Source organism: Mycobacterium hainanense (genome assembly GCF_041890355.1).
GTDB lineage: Bacteria > Actinomycetota > Actinomycetes > Mycobacteriales > Mycobacteriaceae > Mycobacterium > Mycobacterium hainanense.
The window spans coordinates 2714345-2738443 of record NZ_CP169059.1; the positions used below are offsets into that span (position 1 = coordinate 2714345).

At 65.2% G+C, this 24099-nt stretch carries 29 protein-coding genes; 16 read left to right on the forward strand and 13 right to left on the reverse strand.

All coding sequences use genetic code 11. The features are described from left to right. The first annotated feature begins 45 nt into the window (after positions 1 to 45). From ACEL92_RS12635 to ACEL92_RS12660, 6 genes are all read left to right on the forward strand, one after another. Positions 46 to 1038, forward strand: coding sequence for an amidohydrolase family protein (locus ACEL92_RS12635; protein WP_374025871.1), 993 nt, complete (start codon positions 46 to 48; stop codon positions 1036 to 1038). 172 nt (positions 1039 to 1210) lie between these two features. Next, complete coding sequence (locus ACEL92_RS12640) at positions 1211 to 1822, forward strand: YbhB/YbcL family Raf kinase inhibitor-like protein (RefSeq protein ID WP_374025872.1); 612 nt, start codon at positions 1211 to 1213, stop codon at positions 1820 to 1822. Between the two features lie 172 nt (positions 1823 to 1994). Continuing rightward, positions 1995 to 3080: an IS630 family transposase gene (locus ACEL92_RS12645; protein WP_374021365.1), complete on the forward strand. Its 1086-nt coding sequence runs from the start codon at positions 1995 to 1997 to the stop codon at positions 3078 to 3080. 170 nt (positions 3081 to 3250) lie between these two features. Continuing rightward, complete coding sequence (locus ACEL92_RS12650) at positions 3251 to 3721, forward strand: MarR family winged helix-turn-helix transcriptional regulator (RefSeq protein ID WP_374025873.1); 471 nt, start codon at positions 3251 to 3253, stop codon at positions 3719 to 3721. Continuing rightward, a complete protein-coding gene (locus tag ACEL92_RS12655; RefSeq protein ID WP_374025874.1) occupies positions 3718 to 4584 on the forward strand; it encodes an alpha/beta fold hydrolase in 867 nt (288 codons plus the stop codon). The genes ACEL92_RS12650 and ACEL92_RS12655 overlap by 4 nt, the downstream gene beginning before the upstream one ends. Positions 4585 to 4679: 95 nt before the next feature. Further along, positions 4680 to 5300, forward strand: coding sequence for a class I SAM-dependent methyltransferase (locus tag ACEL92_RS12660; RefSeq protein ID WP_374025875.1), 621 nt, complete (start codon positions 4680 to 4682; stop codon positions 5298 to 5300). Between the two features lie 266 nt (positions 5301 to 5566). Here the strand turns inward: ACEL92_RS12660 and ACEL92_RS12665 are convergent, their stop codons facing one another. The 4 genes from ACEL92_RS12665 to ACEL92_RS12680 are packed head-to-tail and all read right to left on the reverse strand — an operon-like array spanning position 5567 to position 10404. Next, entirely contained in the window at positions 5567 to 6730 is a 1164-nt protein-coding gene (locus ACEL92_RS12665; RefSeq protein WP_374025876.1) for a cytochrome P450, read from the reverse strand. A 37-nt stretch (positions 6731 to 6767) separates the two neighbouring features. Further along, positions 6768 to 8351 carry a bifunctional 3-(3-hydroxy-phenyl)propionate/3-hydroxycinnamic acid hydroxylase gene (locus ACEL92_RS12670; protein WP_374025877.1) on the reverse strand — a complete coding sequence of 528 codons (1584 nt, stop codon included), beginning with the start codon at positions 8349 to 8351 and terminating at the stop codon, positions 6768 to 6770. Beyond that, entirely contained in the window at positions 8348 to 9286 is a 939-nt protein-coding gene (locus tag ACEL92_RS12675; protein ID WP_374025878.1) for a fumarylacetoacetate hydrolase family protein, read from the reverse strand. Before ACEL92_RS12675 ends, ACEL92_RS12670 begins: the two co-directional genes overlap by 4 nt. Continuing rightward, positions 9283 to 10404 (reverse strand): VOC family protein, encoded by a 1122-nt coding sequence (locus tag ACEL92_RS12680; protein ID WP_374026196.1) that lies wholly within the window; start codon positions 10402 to 10404, stop codon positions 9283 to 9285. Before ACEL92_RS12680 ends, ACEL92_RS12675 begins: the two co-directional genes overlap by 4 nt. Before the next feature lie 131 nt (positions 10405 to 10535). Here ACEL92_RS12680 and ACEL92_RS12685 point away from each other — a divergent pair, with 131 nt between their 5' ends. From ACEL92_RS12685 to arr, 3 genes are all read left to right on the forward strand, one after another. Continuing rightward, positions 10536 to 11255 carry a TetR/AcrR family transcriptional regulator gene (locus tag ACEL92_RS12685; RefSeq protein WP_374025879.1) on the forward strand — a complete coding sequence of 240 codons (720 nt, stop codon included), beginning with the start codon at positions 10536 to 10538 and terminating at the stop codon, positions 11253 to 11255. 89 nt (positions 11256 to 11344) lie between these two features. Continuing rightward, positions 11345 to 11518: a hypothetical protein gene (locus ACEL92_RS12690; protein WP_374025880.1), complete on the forward strand. Its 174-nt coding sequence runs from the start codon at positions 11345 to 11347 to the stop codon at positions 11516 to 11518. Between the two features lie 152 nt (positions 11519 to 11670). Further along, on the forward strand, positions 11671 to 12108 hold the full coding sequence (gene arr, locus ACEL92_RS12695; RefSeq protein WP_374025881.1) for an NAD(+)--rifampin ADP-ribosyltransferase: 438 nt from the start codon (positions 11671 to 11673) through the stop codon (positions 12106 to 12108). Between the two features lie 27 nt (positions 12109 to 12135). On the opposite strand, the gene ACEL92_RS12700 is transcribed toward arr, so the two are convergent. Genes ACEL92_RS12700 through ACEL92_RS12710 form a run of 3 tightly spaced genes read right to left on the reverse strand, consistent with a single transcriptional unit; the run spans position 12136 to position 13181 of the window. Further along, the gene (locus ACEL92_RS12700) at positions 12136 to 12507 is read right to left on the reverse strand and encodes a DUF2255 family protein (protein ID WP_374025882.1); all 372 of its coding nucleotides are present in this window, start codon (positions 12505 to 12507) and stop codon (positions 12136 to 12138) included. Next, positions 12504 to 12758, reverse strand: coding sequence for a hypothetical protein (locus ACEL92_RS12705; RefSeq protein ID WP_374025883.1), 255 nt, complete (start codon positions 12756 to 12758; stop codon positions 12504 to 12506). Before ACEL92_RS12705 ends, ACEL92_RS12700 begins: the two co-directional genes overlap by 4 nt. Before the next feature lie 60 nt (positions 12759 to 12818). After that, positions 12819 to 13181, reverse strand: coding sequence for a hypothetical protein (locus ACEL92_RS12710; RefSeq protein WP_374025884.1), 363 nt, complete (start codon positions 13179 to 13181; stop codon positions 12819 to 12821). 203 nt (positions 13182 to 13384) lie between these two features. Between ACEL92_RS12710 and ACEL92_RS12715 the strand changes: the two genes are divergently transcribed. Both ACEL92_RS12715 and ACEL92_RS12720 read left to right on the forward strand, forming a co-directional pair. Beyond that, positions 13385 to 13729 (forward strand): hypothetical protein, encoded by a 345-nt coding sequence (locus ACEL92_RS12715; protein WP_374025885.1) that lies wholly within the window; start codon positions 13385 to 13387, stop codon positions 13727 to 13729. A gap of 115 nt (positions 13730 to 13844) precedes the next feature. Next, a complete protein-coding gene (locus ACEL92_RS12720) occupies positions 13845 to 14297 on the forward strand; it encodes a hypothetical protein (RefSeq protein ID WP_374025886.1) in 453 nt (150 codons plus the stop codon). Positions 14298 to 14804: 507 nt separating this feature from the next. Here ACEL92_RS12720 and ACEL92_RS12725 read toward each other — a convergent pair. From ACEL92_RS12725 to ACEL92_RS12735, 3 genes are read right to left on the reverse strand one after another with little or no spacing between them, the layout of a single operon-like run. Further along, a complete protein-coding gene (locus ACEL92_RS12725; protein ID WP_374025887.1) occupies positions 14805 to 16163 on the reverse strand; it encodes an FAD-binding oxidoreductase in 1359 nt (452 codons plus the stop codon). Between the two features lie 33 nt (positions 16164 to 16196). Then, the gene (locus tag ACEL92_RS12730) at positions 16197 to 16577 is read right to left on the reverse strand and encodes a DUF4267 domain-containing protein (protein WP_374025888.1); all 381 of its coding nucleotides are present in this window, start codon (positions 16575 to 16577) and stop codon (positions 16197 to 16199) included. A gap of 14 nt (positions 16578 to 16591) precedes the next feature. Then, the gene (locus tag ACEL92_RS12735; protein WP_374025889.1) at positions 16592 to 16909 is read right to left on the reverse strand and encodes an NIPSNAP family protein; all 318 of its coding nucleotides are present in this window, start codon (positions 16907 to 16909) and stop codon (positions 16592 to 16594) included. 98 nt (positions 16910 to 17007) lie between these two features. Here ACEL92_RS12735 and ACEL92_RS12740 point away from each other — a divergent pair, with 98 nt between their 5' ends. The 3 genes from ACEL92_RS12740 (at position 17008) to ACEL92_RS12750 (ending at position 20242) form a co-directional block, all read left to right on the forward strand. Next, positions 17008 to 17598 carry a TetR/AcrR family transcriptional regulator gene (locus ACEL92_RS12740; protein ID WP_374025890.1) on the forward strand — a complete coding sequence of 197 codons (591 nt, stop codon included), beginning with the start codon at positions 17008 to 17010 and terminating at the stop codon, positions 17596 to 17598. 207 nt (positions 17599 to 17805) lie between these two features. Continuing rightward, positions 17806 to 18735, forward strand: coding sequence for a LacI family DNA-binding transcriptional regulator (locus tag ACEL92_RS12745; RefSeq protein ID WP_374026198.1), 930 nt, complete (start codon positions 17806 to 17808; stop codon positions 18733 to 18735). Between the two features lie 70 nt (positions 18736 to 18805). Beyond that, positions 18806 to 20242, forward strand: a complete 1437-nt coding sequence (locus ACEL92_RS12750; RefSeq protein ID WP_374025891.1) for an aldehyde dehydrogenase family protein — start codon at positions 18806 to 18808, stop codon at positions 20240 to 20242. Between the two features lie 440 nt (positions 20243 to 20682). Here the strand turns inward: ACEL92_RS12750 and ACEL92_RS12755 are convergent, their stop codons facing one another. From ACEL92_RS12755 to ACEL92_RS12765, 3 genes are all read right to left on the reverse strand, one after another. Then, on the reverse strand, positions 20683 to 21498 hold the full coding sequence (locus ACEL92_RS12755; protein WP_374025892.1) for a PPOX class F420-dependent oxidoreductase: 816 nt from the start codon (positions 21496 to 21498) through the stop codon (positions 20683 to 20685). Positions 21499 to 21583: 85 nt separating this feature from the next. After that, the gene (locus ACEL92_RS12760) at positions 21584 to 21814 is read right to left on the reverse strand and encodes a DUF167 domain-containing protein (protein WP_374025893.1); all 231 of its coding nucleotides are present in this window, start codon (positions 21812 to 21814) and stop codon (positions 21584 to 21586) included. A 57-nt stretch (positions 21815 to 21871) separates the two neighbouring features. After that, positions 21872 to 22192 carry a hypothetical protein gene (locus ACEL92_RS12765; RefSeq protein ID WP_374025894.1) on the reverse strand — a complete coding sequence of 107 codons (321 nt, stop codon included), beginning with the start codon at positions 22190 to 22192 and terminating at the stop codon, positions 21872 to 21874. 157 nt (positions 22193 to 22349) lie between these two features. On the opposite strand from ACEL92_RS12765, the gene ACEL92_RS12770 reads away from it, so the two are divergent. Both ACEL92_RS12770 and ACEL92_RS12775 read left to right on the forward strand, forming a co-directional pair. Then, positions 22350 to 23168, forward strand: a complete 819-nt coding sequence (locus tag ACEL92_RS12770; RefSeq protein ID WP_374025895.1) for an NlpC/P60 family protein — start codon at positions 22350 to 22352, stop codon at positions 23166 to 23168. Positions 23169 to 23201: 33 nt separating this feature from the next. Then, positions 23202 to 24005 carry a HugZ family protein gene (locus tag ACEL92_RS12775; RefSeq protein WP_374025896.1) on the forward strand — a complete coding sequence of 268 codons (804 nt, stop codon included), beginning with the start codon at positions 23202 to 23204 and terminating at the stop codon, positions 24003 to 24005. Positions 24006 to 24099: the final 94 nt, after the last annotated feature.

Below are 24099 nucleotides of genomic sequence, written 5' to 3' on the forward strand. Positions count from 1 at the left end.
GATGTCGCCGACCACCACCACCGCGCCACAACGCTAGGAGATCAGATGCGTGTCATCACCGTCGAAGAACACTTCCACCACCCCGAGGCGGTTGCGCGCGTCTTAGAGCTAAGCGGCCCGGCGTCATCCGTCCGCATCGAATCCGACCATCTACCACATCGCTTCACATATGACACGAACTCAGCCGAACAGCTCGGCGGCAGCCGTCTAGAGCACATGGACCGTGCTGGCATCGACATCCAGGTGGTATCACACGGCGCAAACAGCCCCGGCAACCTCGACCACCCCGACGCAATTGAATTGTGCCGCATGGTCAACGACGCGCTCGCCGCGCAGATCACACAGCATCCTGACCGATTCCGCGGGTTTGCCACCATTCCCTTGCACAACCCCGAGGCGGCAGCCGAGGAGATGCGACGCTGCGTCAACGAACTGGGCTTCGTCGGCACTCTAGTGATGGGAACCTGCGGCGGCCTGTTCCTTGATAACCGACGCTTCTCCTCGGTGCTGGCCGCAGCCGAAGAGGTTGACCTGCCCATCTACCTCCACCCAGGACCACCGTCCAAACAGGTCACCACCGCCTACTACACCGGAAATTGGCCCGCTACCGTGCAATTCATCTTCTCGAGGGGGGCGTTCGGGTGGCACGCCGAAGCCGGGATCCACGTATTGCGGCTCATCTTGTCCGGAGCGCTCGACCGCCACCCAAACCTCAAACTGCTCAGCGGGCACTGGGGCGAATTGATGGCCTTCTGGCTTAACAGGCTCGACTCATCATTCGGCTACACCGACCATCTGGACCGCCCGATCAGCGACTACTACCGCAACCACGTATGGGTAACGCCGTCAGGAATGTACAACCGCAACCAACTGAACTTCATCCTCGCCGAACTCGGCGCCGAACGCATCATCCACTCCGAGGATTTCCCCTACGCCGTACGCGAAGAGGTATCGATATTCCTCGAACAAGCCGACCTGACCGATGACCAGCACCACGCGATCGCCCACCGCAACGCCGAGCAGGTGATGCGCATCTAAAGCACCACGCGCCTCTCCGCGCTACCGACCAGCCGTCGCGGTACGCCTCCCAGGCCGCGATTCTGAATCGCTTATACCGCAGCGGATTCGGTCGCGGGTGAAAACCTCGCCGCTGTCCTTGCGCGGTGTCCGCGCCCAATGAACGAAAAGGCGCCGCCTAGCAGTTCACGGTGTGAGCCCTCATCATCCCACCAGTCACAACCCGGAGCCACGAACCACCATGCCGCCGAATCCTCTTGGCCTCGCACTGCGCAACAAGCGTGTAGGACACGCCAGCTTGGTCTGGGCCCGCCCCGACCTGCAAGCGCCCGAGACGTTCGCCCTCACCAGCCCCGCTTTCAGCCACAAGGGCCCTATACCGAAGCAGTACCGCGGCCGACTCTTCGGTCACAACACCTCCCCAGCCCTTCGCTGGACACCGCCACCTCAGGCCACCGTCGAACTGGTACTCATCGTCGAAGACGCCGACTCGCCCTTCGGAAGGCCCAACACCCACGGACTGGCGGCCGGCATCGACCCAGCCCTCGGCGGCATTCCGACAGACGGCCTCACCGACTCCCGCGCGAGTGGCGCAGCCAAGCTCGGCAAGGCCGGCCCTCGCCGAGGCTGGTTCGGTGCCATGCCCATCCGATCCCACGGCCCGCACAGCTACGTCTTCCAAATCTTCGCACTCGACAGAAGACTCGACCTCCCCCCAAAGTTCACACTCACCCAGACACTCCATGCCATGAGTGGGCGCGTGATCGCACGTGCCAAGCTGGAAGGCACCGCCGAAAAGGATTGACGACCCCGTACACGGCGTCAACCTCTCACTCTCATTCGCCGTGGATCACCTCAGGGGGTCCGGCCAGGTGGTGAGGTACTCAGGCAGAAGTTTCACCGCGTCGTAGATGTGCTGCGGGGTTTCTCCTAGTGTCGTGAGTCGTTAATTCATCATTAGCGTTTAAGCTTGGTGGGTGCCGAATCCTGTCGCACCCGTGGTGGATCTGACCGAAGACGAGCGGTCTGAGTTGTTGTCGTGGTCGAGGCGATCCAACAGTGCCAATGCGTTGGCAATGCGGTCGCGGATCGTGCTGGCCGCTGCCGATGGGCTGAGCAATACCGCGATCGCTGACAAGCTCGATATCAACATTTCCAGTGCTCGTAAGTGGCGGACGCGGTTTGTGACCGACCGGCTTGACGGGTTGCTCGATGAGCCGCGTCCTGGCCGGCCACGGCTGGTGGGCGATGAGCAGATCGAAGCGTTGATCACTGCGACGTTGGAGACCACCCCAGCGGATGCCACGCACTGGTCGACCCGATCGATGGCCGAGCATCTCGGGCTGAGCCAGTCGATGGTCTCGCGGGTATGGCGAGCGTTCGGATTGGCTCCGCACAAACAGGATTCGTGGAAACTGTCCAAGGACCCGTTGTTCGTGGCCAAGGTCCGCGACGTCGTCGGGCTGTATCTAAATCCACCCGAGCGGGCCCTGGTGCTGTGCGTGGATGAAAAGACTCAGATCCAAGCCTTGAACCGGACCCAGCCAGTGTTCCCGATGCTGCCGGGCACCCCCGCGCGCGCCAGCCACGACTACGTTCGTCACGGCACCTCCAGCCTGTATGCCGCACTCGACCTCACCACCGGAAAGGTCATCGGAGCCCTTCATTCGCGGCACCGGGCCACCGAGTTCTTGGCGTTTCTCCGCAAGATCGACGCCGAAGTACCCACCGATCTCGACGTGCACCTGGTCTTGGATAACGCCTCCACGCACAAGACCCCAGCGGTGAAGCGTTGGCTCACAGCACATCCGCGATTCGTCCTGCACTTCACCCCGACCAGCTCATCGTGGCTGAACCTGGTCGAACGGTGGTTCGCCGAACTGACCACCAAGAAACTGCGCCGCGGCACCCACACCTCGGTGCGCCAACTCAACACCGACATCCGTGCCTGGATCCAAACCTGGAACGACAACCCCCGCCCCTACGTCTGGACCAAAACCGCCGACCAAATCCTCGAATCCGTCGCCAACTACTGCCGACGAATTAATGACTCAGGACACTAGTTCGGACGTCACTTTGCGGAGTTCGTGGTTGTGGGTGGTTCGGATCATTGCTTCCCTTGCCTTGCATATCGCTCGATTTATCGCTTAGTATCTAAGCGATCGGTCCGAGAGATGAGAGAGGGTGCTCGATGGCGTCGGCGTCAAAGCAGAGCCGAGTCAGTCTCATTAACGTGCTGCTCGACTCGCTTGCGCGTCGATACAGCACAGCGGCAGTTCTTTTCCACCATGCGGTCGCCGAGCACCTCGGTCTGGGCCCCACTGACACAAAGTGCCTCGACCTCCTACGCGAGCGGCCGGCGATGACGGGAAGCGAACTGGCCGCAGTGACGGGACTGACGACTGGAGCGGTGACGGGGGTGGTGGCTCGGTTAGAGAACGCGGGTTATGTTCATCGGGAGCCGCACCCGCTGGATCGACGCAAACAAATCCTGCACCCTGTCGAAGCGCGCGTTCAGCAGGTCCACGATGTTTTTGAGCCGCTTCGTGACGACCTGAGGACACTGTTGGCGGAGTTCGACGCACACCAGCTTGAGGCGATCGCACGATTCCTCGCCGAGGGCACCCAAGTCACGTTCAAACATGCGGCGCTGCTACGCGCTCACCCGTTCGTTGCCGACGGCCACTCAGCGACACCGGTATGAGCACATTGGATGTGGCGGGGGCGCAGCTTTATTACGAAACGCACGGCGCGGGGCCTTTGATATTGCTGATTCCGGGTGCCAATGGTGATGCGACCGTATTCGAGTTACTCGCGGAGAGGTTGTCCACCCACTACATGGTGGTGATCTACGATCGCCGCGGTTTTTCTCGCAGTCGGCTCGACGGTCCGCAGGACTACTCGCGGCGGCTGCAAACTGATGCCGCCGATGCGCGAGACCTGATCGAGCTCGTTGGTGGTGGCAAGGCGGCCAACGTCTTTGGCACCAGTTCTGGAGCTGTGGTTGCGCTGCGCCTCTTACTTGATCATCCCCACCTCATCGACACCGTCGTGCCGTTTGAGCCTTGCGCCATGCGTCTTCAGCCTGACGGCCAGCGCTGGATCGACTTCTTTCACCACGTCTACGACCTCTATCGAAGCCAGGGAGTCGATCCCGCATTGACAAGGTTCCGTGAATCCACTTTCCCGCCCGTCGATCATGCGGCCATGCAACGGGCAAGGAGCTCGGGGGCACCGCACCTTCTGGCTAACGCGATCTATTGGTTCGAGCACGAGCTTCGCCAATACACCTCGGTTGATTTCGACGCCGGCGCGCTGCAGCGATGGGCGGAGCGCATCATCCCCGCGTTCGCCCGAGAATGCCGCGGCTATCCCAATTATTCGGTCAGCCAGCGGCTGAGCCACCTACTCCGGCGCGATGCACTCGAACTACCCGGAGGGCATGTCGGATTCGTCACCGACTGTGACGCGTTCGCCGGGGCCTTGCTTGCCCGGCTGCGCCAGGAAAATTCAATGCGGCTCGAACAGGGCCCAGCACAAGGCAATTGGCAGCTAGATGCGGAATGAGGGTAGCTGATATGGATGTAGGGTTCACGCGAAGATATGGGATAGAAGCACCCTACTGGCCGGCAGGATATGGTCTAGCCAGTGCGCTGCTGCTGATGCTCGCTCGCTGGTTCAGTCGATGGTGGCTTGTAGCGGCAGCGGCGTTCTTCGGTCAAGCAGCGCTGTACCTGCACACCACGTTGCGCGGAAAACACGTCGTCTGGCGCCGCGAGTTGGACCGACTCGAATTGACCGGCGATGAGCACCTTCTCGACGTTGGGTGCGGTAGCGGGGCAGTACTCATCGCCGCCGCCCAACGGCTCCCGCGCGGGGCGGCTGTAGGTGTCGACCTGTGGCGCAGTATCGACCAATCCGGTAACGATCCGGCACGCACATTGGCGAACGCACGCATCTGCGGGGTTGCCGACCGGATACGGCTCCACACCGCCGACATGACCGAATTGCCGTTTCCGAACGAATCCTTCGACGTCGTCACCTCGGCGCTGGCGGTACACAACATCCCCGATGCTCGTCGCCGCGAGCAAGCGGTAGCCGAGATGGTCCGTGTGCTCAAGCCCGGTGGCCAACTCGTATTGGTCGACATCATGCATACGGACCACTATGCAAAGGTGCTCAGGGATGCGATCGCCAACCTTGAGTGCCGGGGCCTCGGCTTCAACTACTGGTACGGCGGTCCGTGGGTGTCGGCTCGCGCACTTACCGGCACACGGAAATAACGGCCGCCCGGCGGACAAATGCCAAATTCGGGTCACGCCGGCACCGCCACAAATTTGCAATAGTGTTGGCGGTACTGGTGCTAATCCACGAGGACCATTGCGTTCGGCAGCAGACGGCTTCACCGGACGAATCATTTTGCTATATCACGACTCCGCGGCACGGACATGTTAGGCATGAGTGGCACTCCCCCGCCTGGCATCCCAGTACACCGGGGTACTAGCGTCCCGTACGATGGAATGGCCGCGCGGGCGGCGCGGCCGCCGAGTCAGGCCGCGATCAGCCGCACCGGCAGGTGTTCGTGGCGATGGATGATGTTGTTGATTGCCCAGGTGGGCTCCGCGGCTACCTCAATGCGCTCAACGGTTTCCGTCAGGGCTTTGAGCATTGCGGTGGTCTCGAGCCGCGCGAGGGCTTGGCCGGCGCAGGCGTGGGCGCCGTTGCCGAACCCGACGTGGCGTCCGGCGTCTTTGCGGATGTCGAAGACGTCGGGAGCATCCCACTCGCGTTCGTCACGGTTGGCAGAGGCGTAAATGACCAGCAGCCGGGCGCCAGCAGCGATGGGAAAGCCCTCGATCTCGGTGCTGTGCAATGCCTTTCGGGTGAACGCGCGGAGCGGGGATTCGTAGCGTATGACTTCGTTGACCGCATTGGGGATCAATGAGGGATCGCTCTTGAGCATTTCCCACTGGTCGGGGTGTCGGGCAAACAGGTAGATGGCGTTCGAGATGGCGCTGATGGTGGTGTCCAGGGACGGGGCGATGTAATCGATCATCAGCGGCGGCACTTCCTCGACGGCGAGCTTGCCCTCGTCGACCGCAGTCAGGAGTTCGTGGGCCATGCTGCCGGGTAGCACGTTGCGGTCGCGTACGACGCGACGGGCGAAGCGCAGCATTTGTAGGCTGCGCGGTAGCGCCCTGAGCGCCTGCAGGTTCGCCGGTCCGAGGATGTCGAATGTGGCCGCGCCCCAGTCGAGTAGGCGGGCCCGTTGATCGCGCGGCCACCCCACCAGATCGGGCACTACAGCCAGCGGCAGGGCCGTGGCGAGATCGGCGACCGCGTCCACGTGTTCCCGCCGCACGGCGTCCTCGACGATGGAGCGGGCTTGGGCGTCGACGCCGTCGCCGAGCGCGCGCAGGGCACGAGGCAACATGCGGTGTGCCAGGAGCTTTCGGCGCCGGTCATGGTCGGCGCCGTCGCTGTTGAGGGTGGTGCCGCGCGACAGTCGGTTGGTCAGCGGGTTGGCTGCTACTCCGTGCCCGGACAGGAATAGGCCGTCGTCGCGCAAGGTCGCCTTGCATGCGGCGTAGCGCGGCAGGGCGTAGAGGCGTTGGCGGGCCAGCCACACGACGGGCCCCAAATCGCGTAGGGCACGGTAGTGCGGGTGGGGGTCGAGAATGGCTGAGCGGGTGTAGATGTCGGGCCTGTACACCGGCACAGCCGAGGGGCGACGAAACACGGGATGATTCCTATTCGTAGTGGTCCGGGCCGGTACGCGATGAGGACTCCGACGCCTGGTCCACCAGGAACAGTGGGACGGCGCAGCACAGAGTGGTGAGATTGCGGCCGGCGATCATCACGGTGCGGTCGGGTCGGATCACTGCGGCCTTGACGTGATGGCGGTTCAGCCAGTGCGCCAACTCCGACCCTGCGGGGGCGTGGACCGCGCGGCCACCGCGTGCCGCCAAGATGTCCTGCTGCGGCGGGGTCAGCTCGACGGTGGTGATCACTCCGAAGCCTGAACCCAACGCCTCGTCGAGCCGCAAGCCGTTGTCCAGCAATGCGTTTGGGCAGAGCCGCCCGGTGATACGGCGGGTCGTCGGTGTGCGCTGGACCAGCGCCGAGGATCGTAGCGGCGGGGTCTGCGAATCGGTGACCTTAGCCCGGAGCCCGGGCACCAGGTGCACGCGGGGCAGCACGACGCTGCGCACAGCCGCACCGAGTCGGCCGCCGAAGGTCATGGCACGTCCGATGTTGAGCGCCAGGGCGATCATGGCCCGGGCGTGCGGCCGTCGTTCGCCTTCGTAGCTGTCGAGCACGCTGGGAGCAAGATCTCGGTGGTGGACGGCGGCGATCTTCCACGCCAAGTTCATCGCGTCGCGCAGTCCGGCACCCATGCCCTGGCCGATGAACGGCGGGGTGAGGTGGGCGGCGTCGCCGAGTAGGAAGATGTTCCCGCGCCGCCAGCGGTCGGCGATCTGAGCGCGGAAGGTGTACTCGGCGGCCCGCATGACGTGCAGGTCCGCGTCGGCAACGTGACGCGTCCACGGTGCGATCAGCGGCCGCAGGGTAGCCAGGGTGGCGTAGTCGTTGACCGATTCGTGATCGAGGAGCGCGAATTCCCAGCGGTACCTCGAGGGGCCGATCCGCATGTAGGTTCCCGCCCGCTCCCCGTCGCAGACCTGATGCACGCCGTCCCATTGCCGCAGGTCGGCAGCGGTGGTGATGTCAACGACCAGCCAGCGCTGGTCGAATTTCAGGTTGCGCATCGACGCGCCGATGGCGCCGCGCACCGTGCTGTTGGCACCATCGCAGCCCAGCACGTAGTCGGCGCTGATCACCGACTCGAGGTTGGTGATGCGGTCGCGGATCCGAAGGTGTAGCGGACCCGCCGCCGCGCTTGCGGTAACCCCGAGGACCTCGACGTCACCGCGGAACCGGGCGTGCGGATAACCGGCGAGGTTGCGGCGGAGCAACTCCTCGAGTTCGGGTTGGTCGAACATGCTTGCCGCTGGAAAGCCGTTCTGCGTCACGGGGGTGTCGCGCCGGAATTCGGCCAGTACCGTCAGGTTTCGGTCCACCAAACGCAGACCGCGGGCTGGACGGGAGATCGCGGCGAAGTCTTCGGCGATGCCGAGCCGGGCCAAGATGCGGTAGACCTCGTCATCGAGGTGCACGGCGCGCGGCTGCGGATAGACCTGCGGCCACCGGTCCAGCACCAGGGTGTCCACCCCGTACTGCGCGAGCAAGGTCGCCGCGGTAATACCGGTGGGTCCGCCGCCCACAATAGCCACCGAGATGTGCTCGGTGGGCGCGCCATCGGGGGTGTTCATGTGTGACGCACCGCCAACCGTTGGGCACCGAGATCGATGGCGCCGTCGTCGGTAGCAATCGAGGCCTTGACGACGTCGCCGTGCCGCAAATACTTCGGGTTCTTCGCCTGACGAGAGAAGAAAGCTTTCCACTTGACGGCCGGCGGTAGCAGGTTGCCGATGATCTCGATCGGCTTGGGCGGAGCGGTCAGCGCGGTGCCGGCCGGGGTGCCGGTGAGGATCAGATCGCCGGGCGCGAGGTCCTGGAATCGTGTCAGCGATTGCAGCGCTTGTAGCGGCCGGTAGAGCATGTCGCCGTCGACAACCGAATTCTGGCGTTCCTCACCATTGACGCTCAGCCGCAGCCGCAGGTCTCCGAATCGGGCCAACTCGGACGGGTCGACGAGCACCAGCGCCGGCCCCACCGGGGTGAACGTCGGGTACGACTTCGCCTCGTAGAACTGCGTTTGCGGGAGTTGGATGTCGCGAGCGGACACATCGTTGGTGATGGTCAGACCGGCGATGTACTCGGCCAGGTTCGCGTCGGTGATGGCGGTACCCACCGGGATGTCGCGCCCGATCACGAGTCCGATTTCGACCTCGTAGTCCAACAGCTGCACATGTGGCGGCCGGACGATCTCGCCGAAGGGTCCGGTGATGGAGGCCGACGACTTCCGAAAAAAGGTCAGCGGCACCGTCTTTGGGTCCATGCCGGCGTCGACGACGTGAGATTCGAAGTTGGTCATCTGGGCGACGACGCGGCACGGAGTGGTCACCGGTGATAACAGGTGCAGTTCGTCGAGGGCGACGGTGCCTGCGGTGGCGGCGGCCGCGTCGATGGCGGCTCTGTCGGCGAGGAGTTCGGCTGTGGTGGCGGCGCTGGTGTCGATGCGGGCGGCGCCGGTGGGGCTTTGCACCCACCAGCCGTCGGTGGTGCGGAGGACGGAAATGGTCACGAGATAGCTACTTTCAGTAAACCGATAAGACGGTTGAGGTCGAATTCGTTGTTCCCGCGCAGGGCGGTGAGCACCGAGGCCACCTGATGACGGGCCGCGCGGGGGTCGGTGTCGAGGAAGTCTTTGGTCGCCGGTGGCCCCCACTGCGCCAGGCCGGATGCGGTGAACGGGGCCCAGCCAGGTTCGAGGGTGTTGTCGAACATGTCCCCGTCGGTGAAGTGTTCGACGAGGAAGCCGTCCGGGTCGCGCCAGTAGTCGAACAGCTGGCTGCCCTGGATGTGGCGACCGATACCCCAGGACCGGTAGTAGCCGCGTTCACGCAGATACTCGCCACCGGCTGCCAGTGCATCGAGATCGCTGACTTCGTAGGCGGAGTGGATGTAGCGGTTCGCCGGACCGAGCGCCAGGGCGAGGGTGTGATGGTCGGCGGGGGTGGTGCCGCGGTCGCAGCGGACGAAGCTCATTGCCGGCCCGCGGGCGCGCTGGCCGGGGAAGAACAGAAAGTCGCTGACGATCATCCCGAAGGTGTCCAGATACCAGTTGAGTGTGCGCAGGTAGGTGGTGGACTGCAGCACGACGTGACCGAGGCGTTGCACGCGAGCGGGGACGCGAGGCGGCCGCACGGTGGCATTGATCCGCGCGTCATTGGGCCTGGTGTTGAAGACCTGCGGGGCCTGAGCGGGTAGGGCCGGCAACTCGTGAAGACCGGCGACGACCTTGACCGCCATGCCGCTGGGATCGGTCAGATGCACCGCCACGCCGCCGATCGATTCCGGAAGCGGCTGCAGCGAGGCGCCGGTTTTGTCCGCTAGCCGCAGCAGGTCGACCTCGTCGGCCGCGCGCAAGGTGAGCCCGGCGAAACGGGAGCGCGGCCCACGACGCAGCACGACGCACGCCGAACCGGCGTTGGTGCCGCGCAGATGCAGCTGCTGGGGATCACGCAGGGCGACGCCGAACCCGAAGGCCCGGGCGAACGCCTCCGCGCGGACCAGGTCGGGCTTGTCGAACTCCAGCCAGGCGATGTCGGCCACCCGAATGATCGGATCCGGCGACCGGCCGGGATGCTCGCCGCGCAACGCACCCTGATCGCTGTGCAGACCCGTGTGCCCGTCGCTCATCGGCGTCACTGTCTGTGCCACGCCCTGCCTCCTCCACTTCGAGCTGACGAAATCGTCACATACGTACAAAGGCTCAGTCAAGTATTCTGACGATATCCTCAGAAATGAGTCGAACTGATAACCTGTGGACCATGGATATGCTCGAGCGCGATGCCACCGAGTCGTCGAACACGCCGGTCAACCGCCTGGAACGGCGCAAGATGCGCACCCGCAATGCCCTGGTGCGGGCCGCGAAAGGGTTTATCGCGCAAGGTAAACTCAGCGTTCCCATCCTGGAGATCACCCAGGCCGCCGACGTCGGTATGGGGTCCTTCTACAACCACTTCTCGAGCAAGGAGGAGCTGTTCGCCGCGGCCGTGACCGACGCCCTCGATGATCTCGGCGCCCTGCTCGACGGCTTCACCGGGTCGATCTCGGACCCAGCCGAAGCCTTTGCCGCCAACTATCGCCTGAGCGGGCGACTGTTCCGCTACCGCCCTCTGGAGGCCGCGCTGCTGCTGGCGCACGCAGACTCGCTCATCCTGTCCGACCGCGGACTGTCTCCGCGGGCGCTACGCGACATCGCCGCAGCGATCGACCAGGGCCGGTTCACGATCGGCGATCCCGAACTGGGCTTGGCCATCGCCGGGGGCATGTTCATCGGCCTGACCACGCTGCTGCGTGAGCGTCCCGAACGTGACACCGACGCCACCGTCGACGCGGTCACCGAACGCCTCCTGAGGACGCTCGGCATGACGCCCAAGCAAGCCAGCACGTTGTGCCGCAAGCCGCTGCCCGACATCTCGTCACTGCGCGAATCGCCCGTCGACTGGCCCACCCCCATTGCACCCGACGCCGTCGACCCCACGTGAGATCCTTCCGGTACCGCCAAGGAGTCTGCGGGCAATCGCGTCGCACGTTGGAGTTCAACGGATTTCGGCATGACTGAGGAGACTTCGGCGTGGTCGGGCTGCTGCCTTACCTACCACTGCCCACCAAACGCATCACCGCGGTGATGCCCGAAATGATTGCCGGTGCGGAGGAGTCCCCAGATGTCTTCGCTGAGCGCGCCCGGCCAGCCATGCAGGCTCGGCTCGACGCCTTGACAGCACGGCGCACACCGCTCCTCGGATGAACGGTCCTCTGGTTCTGGCGTCACGCGCTGTGCCGCACCACGGATTGCTGCGCGTGTATCCATTCTCATCTTATGGCGGAGAGGGGGTCTTGCGGCAAGGCCCCCACCGGGGTGCAGAATCGCTCCGCAACTCACTCGACGGGAGGTTGTTGATGACGGAGATGGCGGACACACCGGAACGGTTCATAGCGCATGAGTCCGGGGCGTACTTCCACGGCACCAAGGCTGATCTTCGGGTCGGGGATTTTCTGATGCCCGGATACCCGTCGAATTATCGGCCGGGACACGTCGCGAACCACGTCTATATGACCAAGGTGCTCGACGGTGCAGTCCTGGCGGCGGAGATGGCTGCCGGGGACGGCCGGTGTCGCGTCTACATCGTGGAGCCGCAGGACCACGTCGAGGATGACCCGAACGTGACTGACAAGAAGTTTCCCGGCAACCCCACGCACTCTTACCGCAGCCGAAACCCCGTGAAGATCGTCGGCGAGATCACCGACTGGGTCGGGCATTCTCCTGAATACCTGCAGAAGTTCCGCGCCGGCCTAGAAGAACTCAGACGCAATGGAAATGCCGTGCTCTACGACTAAGCACTTACCCAGGCGGCTGTATGAGCATCACGTGGGCAGCAAGCGAAGAGTCGTCGCCGCGGCTTGGTCGCAGACCATGGATCTAGCTGGATGACTTCCGTACTTGTCGCGGTAGGCGTCGTCAACCTGAGCTCTCAGGATGGGCGGCCCAGCGCCGACGTCCTCGACACGCACGTCGACTTCCACGCCCGGGACGCGGACCCGTGCTCGCTTCGTCCGCACGATCAGGCCGAACCATCCGGTGTCTCGGCGGTACCACGAACGGACATACACGTCATTGGCGTTGCGTACCACCCAGATCGGTGTCCAAGGACCGAGTGTCCCGTCGTCGCGGCGGACGGCAATCTCGAGTTCGGGGGCACCCTCAAATCCGCGAAGCTGCTCCGTCGTCCAGGTCATGACGTCAAGGTTCGGCCGGCCTCTACGGGAACGCGATCGGCCCGTTCGGCACTGCTGCGAATGAGGCTGAGGATCGCGCGGGCCACGTTATCCGCCGTGTCAGAGGTTAACCCGCTGCTTGCTTCCAGGTGCTGGGCGCCGGCCACATCACCACGGACGGAGATGACGAGTTCAGTGCGGATGGTCGACGGGAACATCAGCGACAAGGAAGTGGCGTCGGCGAGTTCTGTGGGGGCGATGCTGGTGAGCACCAGGTTATGCCGGAACTGACGTTGACGATTGCCCCCGACCTTTGCGTCCGTTACCCGCTACTAGCCCATGGTCAAGATCGCGCCCGCGGCGACGCTGATCACCGCCACGAGGGCTACCAAAATGACTGTGATAGCCGCGCGCACGACTTCTTCTTCTGTGGGGCGCCAGCGCAACCTCATTTCTGCGGGAACGGTGTCCCCTAGCCAGGGCAGAGCGTTCATCCTTGCGACCGCCGAAATCACGTCGTCGTGCGCGTCAGACGCGGGTTTCTTGACTGGCTCGTGCGCAGCGATTGCGATGGTCATAAAAGCCCCCAGGCTCGCGGACGCCGATCGGCGTGAGGTCGAAAGCGTCGGGATTTTCCCAAAGTCGATGATAAGAGCGCGAATATCACGATTGCGGTAACTATCCTTAACGGTCACAGCACGGAGTCGTGCCTCGCGTCCGTCATGCTCGGCCGACGACGCCCGGTTACCGGCAGTGACGACGCCGGCCTCCCGCGCGCCAAGTCGCGCAGCCGGCCCAGCTACCCCCGACCAAGTTTGGGATTGGTAGCGGTGGGCGCACAGTTGACTTCGACTCCAGAGCGCCCCACCAGGGGGCCGCCCGACGGAATAGGAAAAGCATGATGCGACGGATCGCGCAGTTGGCGACCACCGCCCTGGTGGCCGGCGGATTGGGAGTCGCGGGTCTTGGGCTCGGCGCGGGCACCGCCAATGCCGATGGCGGGCCGCACCGCTGGTGTCCAGGCGAACCCTTGCCGCCGACGGGTAACCACGTCACCAATCCGGTCATTTGGGACAACAACATCTGCCACACCTACTACTACGTCTACTTCGGGCAGGGCAATGTCGCCCAAAACATTTGGGACGGCGACAACCCGCCGGCACCTCCGCCCCCACCGCCGCCGGCGCTCATCAACCGCGACAACTGCCAACAGATCCTGGGAATTTTCTGCCCCCACGCGTGATGGGCGCCGACTGCTGGGTGCTGTAATGGGCCCGATCGTCGATTAGGTTGATCGCGTGGCCGCGAACAGTCTTCGTACACGCAGGACCGCCCGATGGTTGCTGACGGTATGGTGCGTGGCCGCGTCCGCCGCGGGTCTGTTCGTCGCGTGGCGCATCGATGAGCGGGCGCAACCGTGTCGGAGTGTGCGGCAATTCATCGAATTCAACCGCGACATCCAGGACTCGTTGAAGGCCAAGACGCGGTTTGCACCGCCGGGCTCCTACGAACAAAGCTCGGTGCCCACTACCGCCGACTATCAGGCCTGGCTCGATGGCCTGCAGCGGCGAGCCGACGAGGTAACCAAGCCTGGCCTCTCGGCCCACGCGCAGCGAGCGGCGGCGTTGGCCCGTGAATTCATGAACGACGCCAACCAGATGAACGACGACATAGGCAGGCAAGACCCGCTGAAATCGGAACTGCCACCGTCGGCGAAAGCACTGGCCCGGGTTAACCAGGAGTTCGGCGCCGAGATGGCCACCCTGGCACGCGCCTGCCCCACCGATTCGGCAGAGACCTTGTGGCATTGACTCCGAGTTTCGCTGCAGCGCAGTACTTTCCGGCTCTCCATTCTCAGTCCAGTTGGCTGTAGCGCAGTCCTGATTGCGGTGTCTTAGAGTTGCCGGACTCGATCGCCGGAGCACCTGCGAGAGTCGACTGCGAGAGGAACGGCCGTCCTACCACTACTACTTCGGACGGCGTCGAGATCCCTTCACCTCAGCGCTCGTCTGCGATCCATCGAAGCCGCATAGAAACTATGCTCGGAACCGGCATATATTTCAACACTGATTGAAATAGTGGGTTGGTCGACTTATAGTCCTGACAGGGGGTCGGATGAGCGGAGGCCGTCATGTCACGTCTAGTCACGAAGGTCGTCGTTGCGGCGATCCTCGCATTCACCGCGGTTACAGCGACCGGATGCGTCCCGGCAGTCACGGTAGGACCACCGCTGGGTGTCGCAGCGGGGTAACGCCGCACGGCTCAGGGGCTCCCCGTCACGCGGGCGTGTGCTGAACGATGGCGAAACTTACTTTGTCTCACCGGCGCTGTCGCACATCATTCGCGCCAGCGAGCAGTCGCGACGGTACCAGTCGCCGATCGGGGTCCACGGCGCTGTGAATCCGGATCAGACGCTGCAACCCCGACTGGTCCAGCCCATCAGCGACCGCGGCACGGCCGTCAGCGAATGACGCTGCGGCAAGACCGATGTCCGCCGGCATCGCGGTGGCGCGAACCTGTGCCAACCCGTGCTCGGTGCGAGAGCCTGAGGCGTCGTCGGTAGCGAGACCGACCGCGTGCAGCAGGAAGGGTCCGGGCACCGCGGTCATCGCTCCCTCGCGAGTGGGCGCGTCGTTGCCCAGATTCCGTAACTCGACCACCGCTACCGGAGAATCGGCTGCGGCCGCGGTGGTCAGCGCATCGGTGGCGACGTCCACTGCGCGAGGTCCCAGCCACCGCCCGATTCCAAGCGCCGGAACCGGATTGGGCGGATCGAGGTGGATTTGGGCAAGCCGGGCCGCATCGGCGCGCGCCCAGCGGCTGTCCACTGCGGGCGCCGGCGCCCCTTCTAGAGCCCGCAGGAGTGGCGCGGCCGCGTCGTGGCCCTGCGGTGAGGCGAACGCCAGATGCACGACCGGAACGCCTTGCAGCGCAGGAGGGAACGCCGGTGCACCCGCCGGGGTGCGCAGCACGCTGAGGCTGGTCGAGAGTGCATCACCGATCTGGCTCATGGCGCTGACCCAGGCATCGGCGACCGGTCCAAGCGCGTCAATGCCCCACAGGCGGTAGCCAGCCCACGGATCTTGGGGTGCAACAAGTTCGACCGTCAACGCAGTGGCCACGCCGACTCCGCCCCCACCGCGAAACGCCCACAGCGCCTCGCGATCGACAGCGTCAGGTGCGTCCTCCGCCGCCCGTCGGATCCGCCCGTTGCCGTCGACATAGTCGACGGCCAGCAGCGCCGAACTGGCCATCCCGTACGGGCGGGTCAAAAACCCGACTCCTCCCCCGAACGTGTAACCGGCGACGGCCACCGTGGGCGAGGTGCCGGCCAGTCCGAACAGCCCGTCGCGTTCGGCAATCGCGTTGACTGCTGCCCAGGTTGCGCCGGCACCGACTCTGGCCACCCGGGCTTGCGCATCCACGCGCACCGCGTTCAACCCGGAGGTGTCCACCAACAACCGGTCGGGCTCGATCGGCGCGCCCGCCCCGTGCCCACTGGCCTGGACCGCGACCCCGAAATTGCGCTCTGCGGCCCACTGCACGGCCTGGGCGGCCTCTTCGGCGCTGCGCGGGTGAGCCACCGCCGCCGGGCGCTGTACCACCGTTGCGTTGTGCGGATTGGTCGCGGCCCGATACCCGGCGCTCCCCGGGTGTGACAACAGCTCGGCTCTCATCGGGGTTCCGTCCTTGTTCGATGTGGTGAGCTTCTAGGAAACGAGCAAGAGCGCGGTCGTAACGAGCATGACGGCGGCGGTGCCGCCGTGAATACCCCAGGCGATCGACTTGGAGCCGCCATTGCGCAACACAATGGCCGCATCGGCGCAGGGAATGATGGTGGCCGCCAACATAACCCAGCCAACCAGATGGGTCGCGCCCGCCACCATCAGGATGCTGACGATCAGCCCCATCGCAATGTCGCGAATACCCTTGACGCTCAAGTAGGCGCCCGCGCCCGGCTGGTCGAGATCGGGCAGGACCCCGTAACCGGCGGCGGCGACCCGCGGTGCGAGCAGAAAGCGCGCCCCGATGAAGACGATGGCTGCGGCGAGCAGTCCGGCGAGCGTATAGCCGATGATGGTGACAGTCATGTCGAGTACCCCTTCTAGTGGATTGGTGAAAATCTCGTTGCATCAAGCAATTTCGTCTCGACGTCGACGATTTCACCGACGTCGAAGCCGGCCATGTCGGCGACGAATTCCGGGCTGCTCATGATGCGTTGCGCGAGCTGCTCGGGGTCGGTGCCCGCTGGGTAGCGGATCAGCGCGACGAGCCGGTTAGCGGTACCGCTCCGCTCGGTCCACACACCGTGGGTGCGGACCCCGAATGTCTGGAACGTCGCCAGATGGCGGGCCCAGTGGACCGTTGCGTAGCGCTGCAGCGCACCCGGTGATCGCAGGGTGTAGATCCTGAGCTGGAACATGCCTTAACTCCCTCCGCGACGACTGCTAGCAACGCTAACCCTCGCCGCATCGCATGTCAATAGCGCCGCTAGATTTTCTAGTCGTGCTACCATAAGGTATGGCTTTTGAGGATCGCCGCCAGCGGGAGCGGGCCGCCCGGAGGGCGCTGATCGTGACAACGGCTCGCAGGTTGGCCGAAGCCGAGGGGTGGGATGCCGTCACCACTCGTCGACTGTCGACCGAAATCGAGTACAGCCAGCCGGTGCTGTACAAGCACTTCGCCGGCATGGAACAAATCGCCGACGCCGTCGCCGTGGACGGGTTCGGCGAGCTCGCCGACGCGATTCGGGCCGCCCGGTCGGGCGCCGGCGCGCCTCGCGACGTTCTCACCCGAATTGCGCAGGCATACCTCGACTTCGCCCGCGACAACCCGGCGGTATACGACGCCATGTTCACCCGCGCGACCGCCTTGCGCTTCGCCGACCACGAGACTCCCCCGGAGCTGACCGCAGGCTTCGCCGAACTACGGGAATCGGTGCGCCTGGTCGCCGACGAACAGGATGCGGACTCGCTCACGGAAGTGTTGTGGGCTGCGCTGCACGGACTCGTCACCCTCACCCGTACCGGACGACTGCGCCCCGGCCACGCCGCGGAACGTCTCGAACTGCTCGTCAAGCAATTCACCGGCAAAGGGAAACCGTCGCGCTGAGTCGCGGAGCTGGAGCTGTAACTCGCATTGACGTTCGCGGGCAGAACGTCTCGGGCTACCGGCCACCGTCCGCCGGGCACGGCCACCGCGGTCCGCCCTCAGCCGCGGCCTACTGCAAGTAAAGTGACCCGGATCTAGTGGTCGCAGGCTGCGCGGGAGGTCGATCTGAGCGTGAAGGGCAGGCCCACCAAGGCCGACGTCGCGCGGATGGCGAACGTCTCGACGGCGACGGTCAGCTACGTCCTCAATAACTCTGCCGGACGCACCATCTCGGCCCAGACCCGTGCCGCGGTTCACAATGCGGCCGCCGAACTGGGATACCGCCCTAATCTTGCAGCTCGCAACCTGGCCCGCGGGAAGAGCGGCGTGATCTTGTACATCGTGCCGCGGCTGGCCGGCGGTGAGATGCCCATGCAGGTGGGCACACACATGACCACAGAACTGACTCGACGCGGCATCATGCAGGTTCAGCTCTTCGAGACCGCGCACGACGATACTGTCGCCGACGCCATCAACCTACTTCAGCCGATCGCGGTGACAAGTTTATTTCCCCTGGGCCGCAAGGCGTCTCGTGCGATACGGGCCGCTGCCATCCCCCACATCTGTGTCCACACGCTACCGGGGCTGGGGAATCCGCAGTATTCGGTCGGACAGATGCGCGTCGATCATCTCGTCGCGCGGGGTCACCGCAATTTGGCGTTCGCGTACTCGGGCGATCGCCGCTGGAAGGCCCTTGGCGATTACTGGATCGACGGCGTCCGGCGCGCGGCGCGCCAGCACGGGCTGCCCGACGTCGCTGTCGCGGCGCCAAAGCCAGACGACAGCGCCGCGGTCGCCCGCGACCTGCACGCGGCGGGCGTAACCGCGGTCTGCGCGCAGAGCGACGACGTGGCCTTTATGGTGCTCGACGGGATCCGACGAGCCGGGCTGCGTTGCCCCGAGGATCTCGCGGTCATCGGCGTGGACGCAACGCCGTTGTCCCCCTTCAGCGTTCCCGCGCTGACGACTGTGGAGTTCGACCGCGCGGCGATCGCCGAAGTGGCGCTGGCCGCCGTGCTGACGGAATTGGGCGTCACCGACGCGCCGAGCCCGCCCGCTGGCGACATTGCGACGTTGATCGTCCGCCAGTCGGCCTAAGTCCTACCGAGAGGCCCCACCCCGATACTGGACACCCATCAGTTACGCGCGTAACCTCCGACGCGCAACGATGCATTCTGGCGACGAAGGGCCCACCTTGACGAGCACCATGATTCCGGTCTTCAACCCGTCCACCGAGGAGCTGATCGCGGAGGTTCCCGATTCTGACCAGGCCACCGTCGACGCGGCGGTTGCCCGCGCCCGCGAGACCTTTGAATCGGGGGTGTGGCGCAAGGCGCCCGCGTCACACCGGGCGAATGTGCTGTTCCGGGCGGCGCGCATCATCGAGGAACGCAAAGACGAGCTGGCCGCGCTCGAGTCCCAGGACAACGGCATGAACCTGACGGCCGCCGGCCACATCATCCCAGTATCGGTCGAGATGCTGAAGTACTACGCCGGCTGGGTCGGCAAGATCCACGGCGAGTCCGCCAACCTGGTCTCCGACGGCTTGCTGGGCACCTGGGAGACCTACCACACCTTCACGCAGCTGGAACCGGTCGGCGTCGTCGGCCTGATCATCCCGTGGAACGGGCCCTTCTTCGTCGCGATGCTCAAGGTGGCGCCCGCCCTGGCCGCGGGTTGCAGCGCGGTGCTCAAGCCTGCCGAGGAGACGCCCCTGACCGCGCTGAAGCTGGAAGAGATCTTCCGCGAGGCGGGCCTGCCCGACGGCGTGCTGAATGTCATCACCGGCTACGGCGAGACCACCGGCGCCGCACTGACCGCCCACCCGGACGTCGACAAGATCTCGTTCACCGGGTCGACGGAGGTCGGGCGCCTGATCGTCAAAGCGGCGGCGGGCAACCTCAAGCGGCTCACCCTCGAGCTGGGCGGAAAGTCGCCGCTGATCATGTTCGACGACGCCAACCTGGACAAAGCGATCCTGGGTGCGGGCATGGGCCTGCTGGCCGGCTCGGGGCAGAACTGCTCGTGCACCTCGCGCATCTACGTACAGCGCGGCATCTACGACAAGGTGGTCGAGGGCCTCGCCGGGTTCGCGCAGATGCTGCCGATGGGCGGCAGCGACGACCCGGATTCGGTGCTGGGACCTTTGATCAGCGACAAGCAACGCAAACGCGTGGAGGGCATCGTCAACGACGGCGTGGCCGCCGGCGCGCGGGTGATCACCGGCGGCAAGCCGATAGACCGCAAGGGCTACTTCTACGAGGCCACGATCGTCACCAACACCACGCCCGACATGCGGCTCATCAAGGAGGAGATTTTCGGCCCGGTTGGCTCGGTGATCCCGTTCGACGACGAGGACGAGGTCATCGCCGCCGCCAACGACACGCATTACGGGCTGGCCGGTTCCATCTGGACCGAAAACCTGTCACGCGCACACCGCATGGTGAACGAGCTTCGCGCGGGCCAGATTTGGGTGAACTCCGCGCTCGCGGCCGACCCGTCGATGCCGATCAGCGGACACAAGCAGTCGGGTTGGGGCGGCGAGCGGGGCCGCAAGGGTATCGAGGCCTACTTCAACACCAAGGCGGTCTACATCGGGCTGTGAGTTCGGCTCACACGGCGAGATTCCGCGCAATTTTTCGCCGTGGCGTTACGCCCGCGGACGTCCCGAATCACCACCACGTCGACTATGACCAGCCCGAATTGAGCGGGTAGCGTCTCGGGTTGCTTGCCGACCCGGAATACCCTGGCCGCGGCGTGCACGGCGATCGCAAGGCAACCGATCAGGAGCAACAGTTGCGCACGCCAGTGCCTGGTCACGCCGACAGGAATTGCGGTGAACATTCCCGCGACCACGCCAAGCCTCAGGACCGACACAATCCGCAACGATCGAATTTGGTATGACCGGCGCACGGAGTCCAGTTGCCTGCCACACGTTTACGCCTGTGACAGAGGCGGACCCGCGGACATCGGACGCCGCCCCCGGCAGGTCCCTGCGGCGCTAAGAGGTTTCCCGCTGAGCCGTGCTCAGGGTGACACTCGAACTCATTGGCCGGCAGCGGGATCGGAAATCGGAGTCAACTCTGCGTGGATCGTTCGGCCGAACTTGGACCGCATCAGTCGGTGCGCCGAGGGCACCAGCACGCCATGCAGGAACGGATATTTCCGCCGGAGCAGACGTGCCGCCCGCCGGTATTCGGCCCCTTCCAGCAGACGCACGTGGCCAGGCAGTGCGGATCCCGTCGGCGTGCCCGACGCAGTCGCCGGGCCGAATTCGACACTCGGGTTACGGCGAATGCGGTGCACTTTGACCGCCCGTTCGAAACTGCGAAAGTAAGCGCGATCCCCGTCCACCACAATGCTGACGGGGCTGGACCCCGGCCTACCGTCCTTGCGAAAGGTGGTGAGGCTGATCGTCTTTTGGCGCACAAAAGGCGCCAGCCTCGGACTGGTTGCCGTGCCCACGGAGCCCAGCACGTAGCCGAGTTGGCGCAACCTCAGCACGAACGCCGCGACCAGGGCGACCGACGCCCCGCCCAGCACCCACGCTTGCGTGGCGGAACCACCGACGTCGAGGTCGACGACGTGGTTGACCGTGTGCACGGTGTTCGCCACGAGAAATCCGGCGAGCGCCGTCGCCAGGGCGTCCGCCCAGACCAGCGCGAGTAGCAGTGTGACGCCCAGGCCCAGCTGGAACGCACCCACGTCATGCAAGAAGTGGCGGTGCGGAGCAAAACCAACGGAATCCGCGAAGGACGTCGGATCGACGAGGCACCAGATCCCGATCCCGGCCACGACCGACCCCACGGCCGCCGTCACCGCGATCAGGTATACCCCCGCAGGCCTACTCAAGCGATTCATCGTGCCGTCCTCCCGACGTTCCGTCCTAACTCTCTGGTGGCTAGACGGGACAGGACAGCGATATGTGACGCGCGGCCGAACGGCCTCAGGGATTCACGCGGAAGCGTTTGAGTCGCGAGGTCGTTCCGGAAACCAATTCGACCCGGCTCCTGTGCAATTCAAGATGGGCCGCCAGCAGCCGAACGACCGCGTCGTTTGCCTTGCCGCCAACGGCCGGCTCACGGACGAAAATCGTGAGCTCACCGTTGGGACCCACCTCCACCAGGGGTCCCTTGCGACTGCCCGGCTTGACCCGCACAACAACGGCGTCGTCCATGCCGCAAAAATTACCCGCCGCATACCCGCGTTCGTTGCAAAAGGCGCGAGGGCGGCGCTAGCCGGCGGGCGGTACCACCGGTGGGCGGCATTCGTTGGCGCCAGGATCCCACCACCACCCGTTGTCGCAGGCGAGCGGTTGTGGCCCGACCCCGAGTGGCCTGCACACGTTAGCCGTCGGGTCCCACCACTGGCCGGGGTCGCATGCCAGCGGTTGTGGCCCGACCCCCAGGGGCCGGCAGACCTTACCCGTCGGGTCCCACCATTCACCGTCCGCGCAGTCGGCCGAACTCACGGCAGGCGTCGCGATCGTCACGGCCGCCATCGACGCGAACGTCATCATGGCGATGACCACAAGATGGCGAAAGACCGTCCTCATCGTGGGCCTCCTCTCGTGATAAGTGCATTATCGAACGACGCCGGGGTTGAAGGTCAATACCCGCTATGGCCGCAAGCCGGATCGCTTCGGTCGGTAACGCGCTGCCACGCACGCCGGAAGGGAAAACTTCCCGGCTGCGCTGTTGTAGCGTGACTGCGTGAGGTACGCCCGGGCGCTGCTGTTCGTGCTCTGCATCGCGGTTCCAGCGCTCGCTAATCCTTTGGCGGACGGACGATCTCGCGCCGACGACGGTGAGTTTTCCTACCCGTTCTCATGCGACCGGGCTGCTCTGACAGCGGATTTCGCCAGTCGCGACGAGCTGCCGCAAACCCAGGATCCCCCGGGCGACTGGTACCGCACGGATGCCGAGGGGCATTACCTCAACCGGGGATGGGGCCCGGGGTCCGTCGCCCTGCCACCGCCGGACATCCCGCAAGGCGCGCATTGCGATGCCACCACCTGGAGACAGGAACGCATCCTCGCCGTGGCCATGCGCTACGTCTACTCCCCCGGCAACCCGCTCGGCCTGCAATACCGCCACCATCACATCCCCGGCTGGCAGCCGCCGACTTCGACCTATGCCGGCGCGCTCGGAGAGAATCCCGACCCCGACGGCCAACAGGGGCTGACCGCCTGGGATCCCGGACGCGGTCTGGACTGTTCGAATTTCACCGCCTGGGTCTACAACTACGGTCTGGGCATCAAGTTCGGCGGCGACGTCCACGAGCAGGCCGACGGCACCGCAGGGCCGATGGGCCGCCGCATCCCCCAAGAAGGTCCTTTCCGGCCCGGCGATCTGATCTATCTGCACCCCAATGGAAATGCGAGCCGCGCCTCGCACGTCGTCATCTATGTCGACGACGGCCACGTCATCGACAGCCGAGTCAACGCCCAGAACCGCCTCGGGGTCCAGGTCCGCAATCGATTGGGCTGGTATCGCGACGCCGTCGTCGGCGGTTGGCGGCCCATCGACTGATTCGCCCACGCGTCGGCGGGTAGCCTCGCGGGCGTGTCACTGCGCGACCATGGCGACCCCGGCGGCGCGCCCTCCGCGCCACCGCCGCTCCGGCCACCGGCCAATTCCACGCGCCCATCCGCCGCGGAACAGGCCCGCACCATTGCGGCGGCCACGAACACCGCCACGCTGGCCTCCTTGACCCCCGACGGCGACCCCTGGGCCTCGCTGGTCGCGTATGGATTGCTGGGCGGGGCCCCGGTGCTGTGCGTGTCCAACCTGGCCGAGCATGGTCGCAACCTGGCCGCCGACCCGCGGGCGAGCCTTTCCATCGTTGCGGGCGCCACCGAGCCTGACCCGCTGGCGGGCGCGCGGATCACGTTGGCGGGCATGGTCGATCACCCACTGGCCGACGAGCGGGACCGGGCGCGGGCCGCGTACCTCGACGCACTGCCCGAAGCCCGTCATTACGTCGACTTCACCGACTTCACCCTCTGGGTGCTGAACGTGCACAGGGTGCGCTGGGTGGGTGGATACGGTCGGATGGACTCGGCCACAGGCGACGAATACGCGGCCGCCTCGCCGGATCCGGTCGCGCCGGCCGCGCCCAGGGCCCTGGCGCACCTCAACGCCGACCACAGCGATGCCCTGACCGCGATGGCCCGCGCGTTCGGCGGCTATCCGGACGCCGACGCCGCGGTGTGTACCGATATCGACCGATACGGGATGGACCTGCGGGTGCACACGCCACGGGGGGTGGCCTACACCCGCGTCGGATTTCCGGAACCGCTGCAGTCCGCCGATCAATTACGTTCGGCGACAGCCAATTTGGCGCGGAATGCGGGCCGACCCGGATAACGGACGGAGCGGGTGGGCCGAACTCCGCCACGTGCGGCGATGAATTTTGCGCGCTCGACCAGTCAGACCTGTCGGACCAACGAATTTCGAGCAA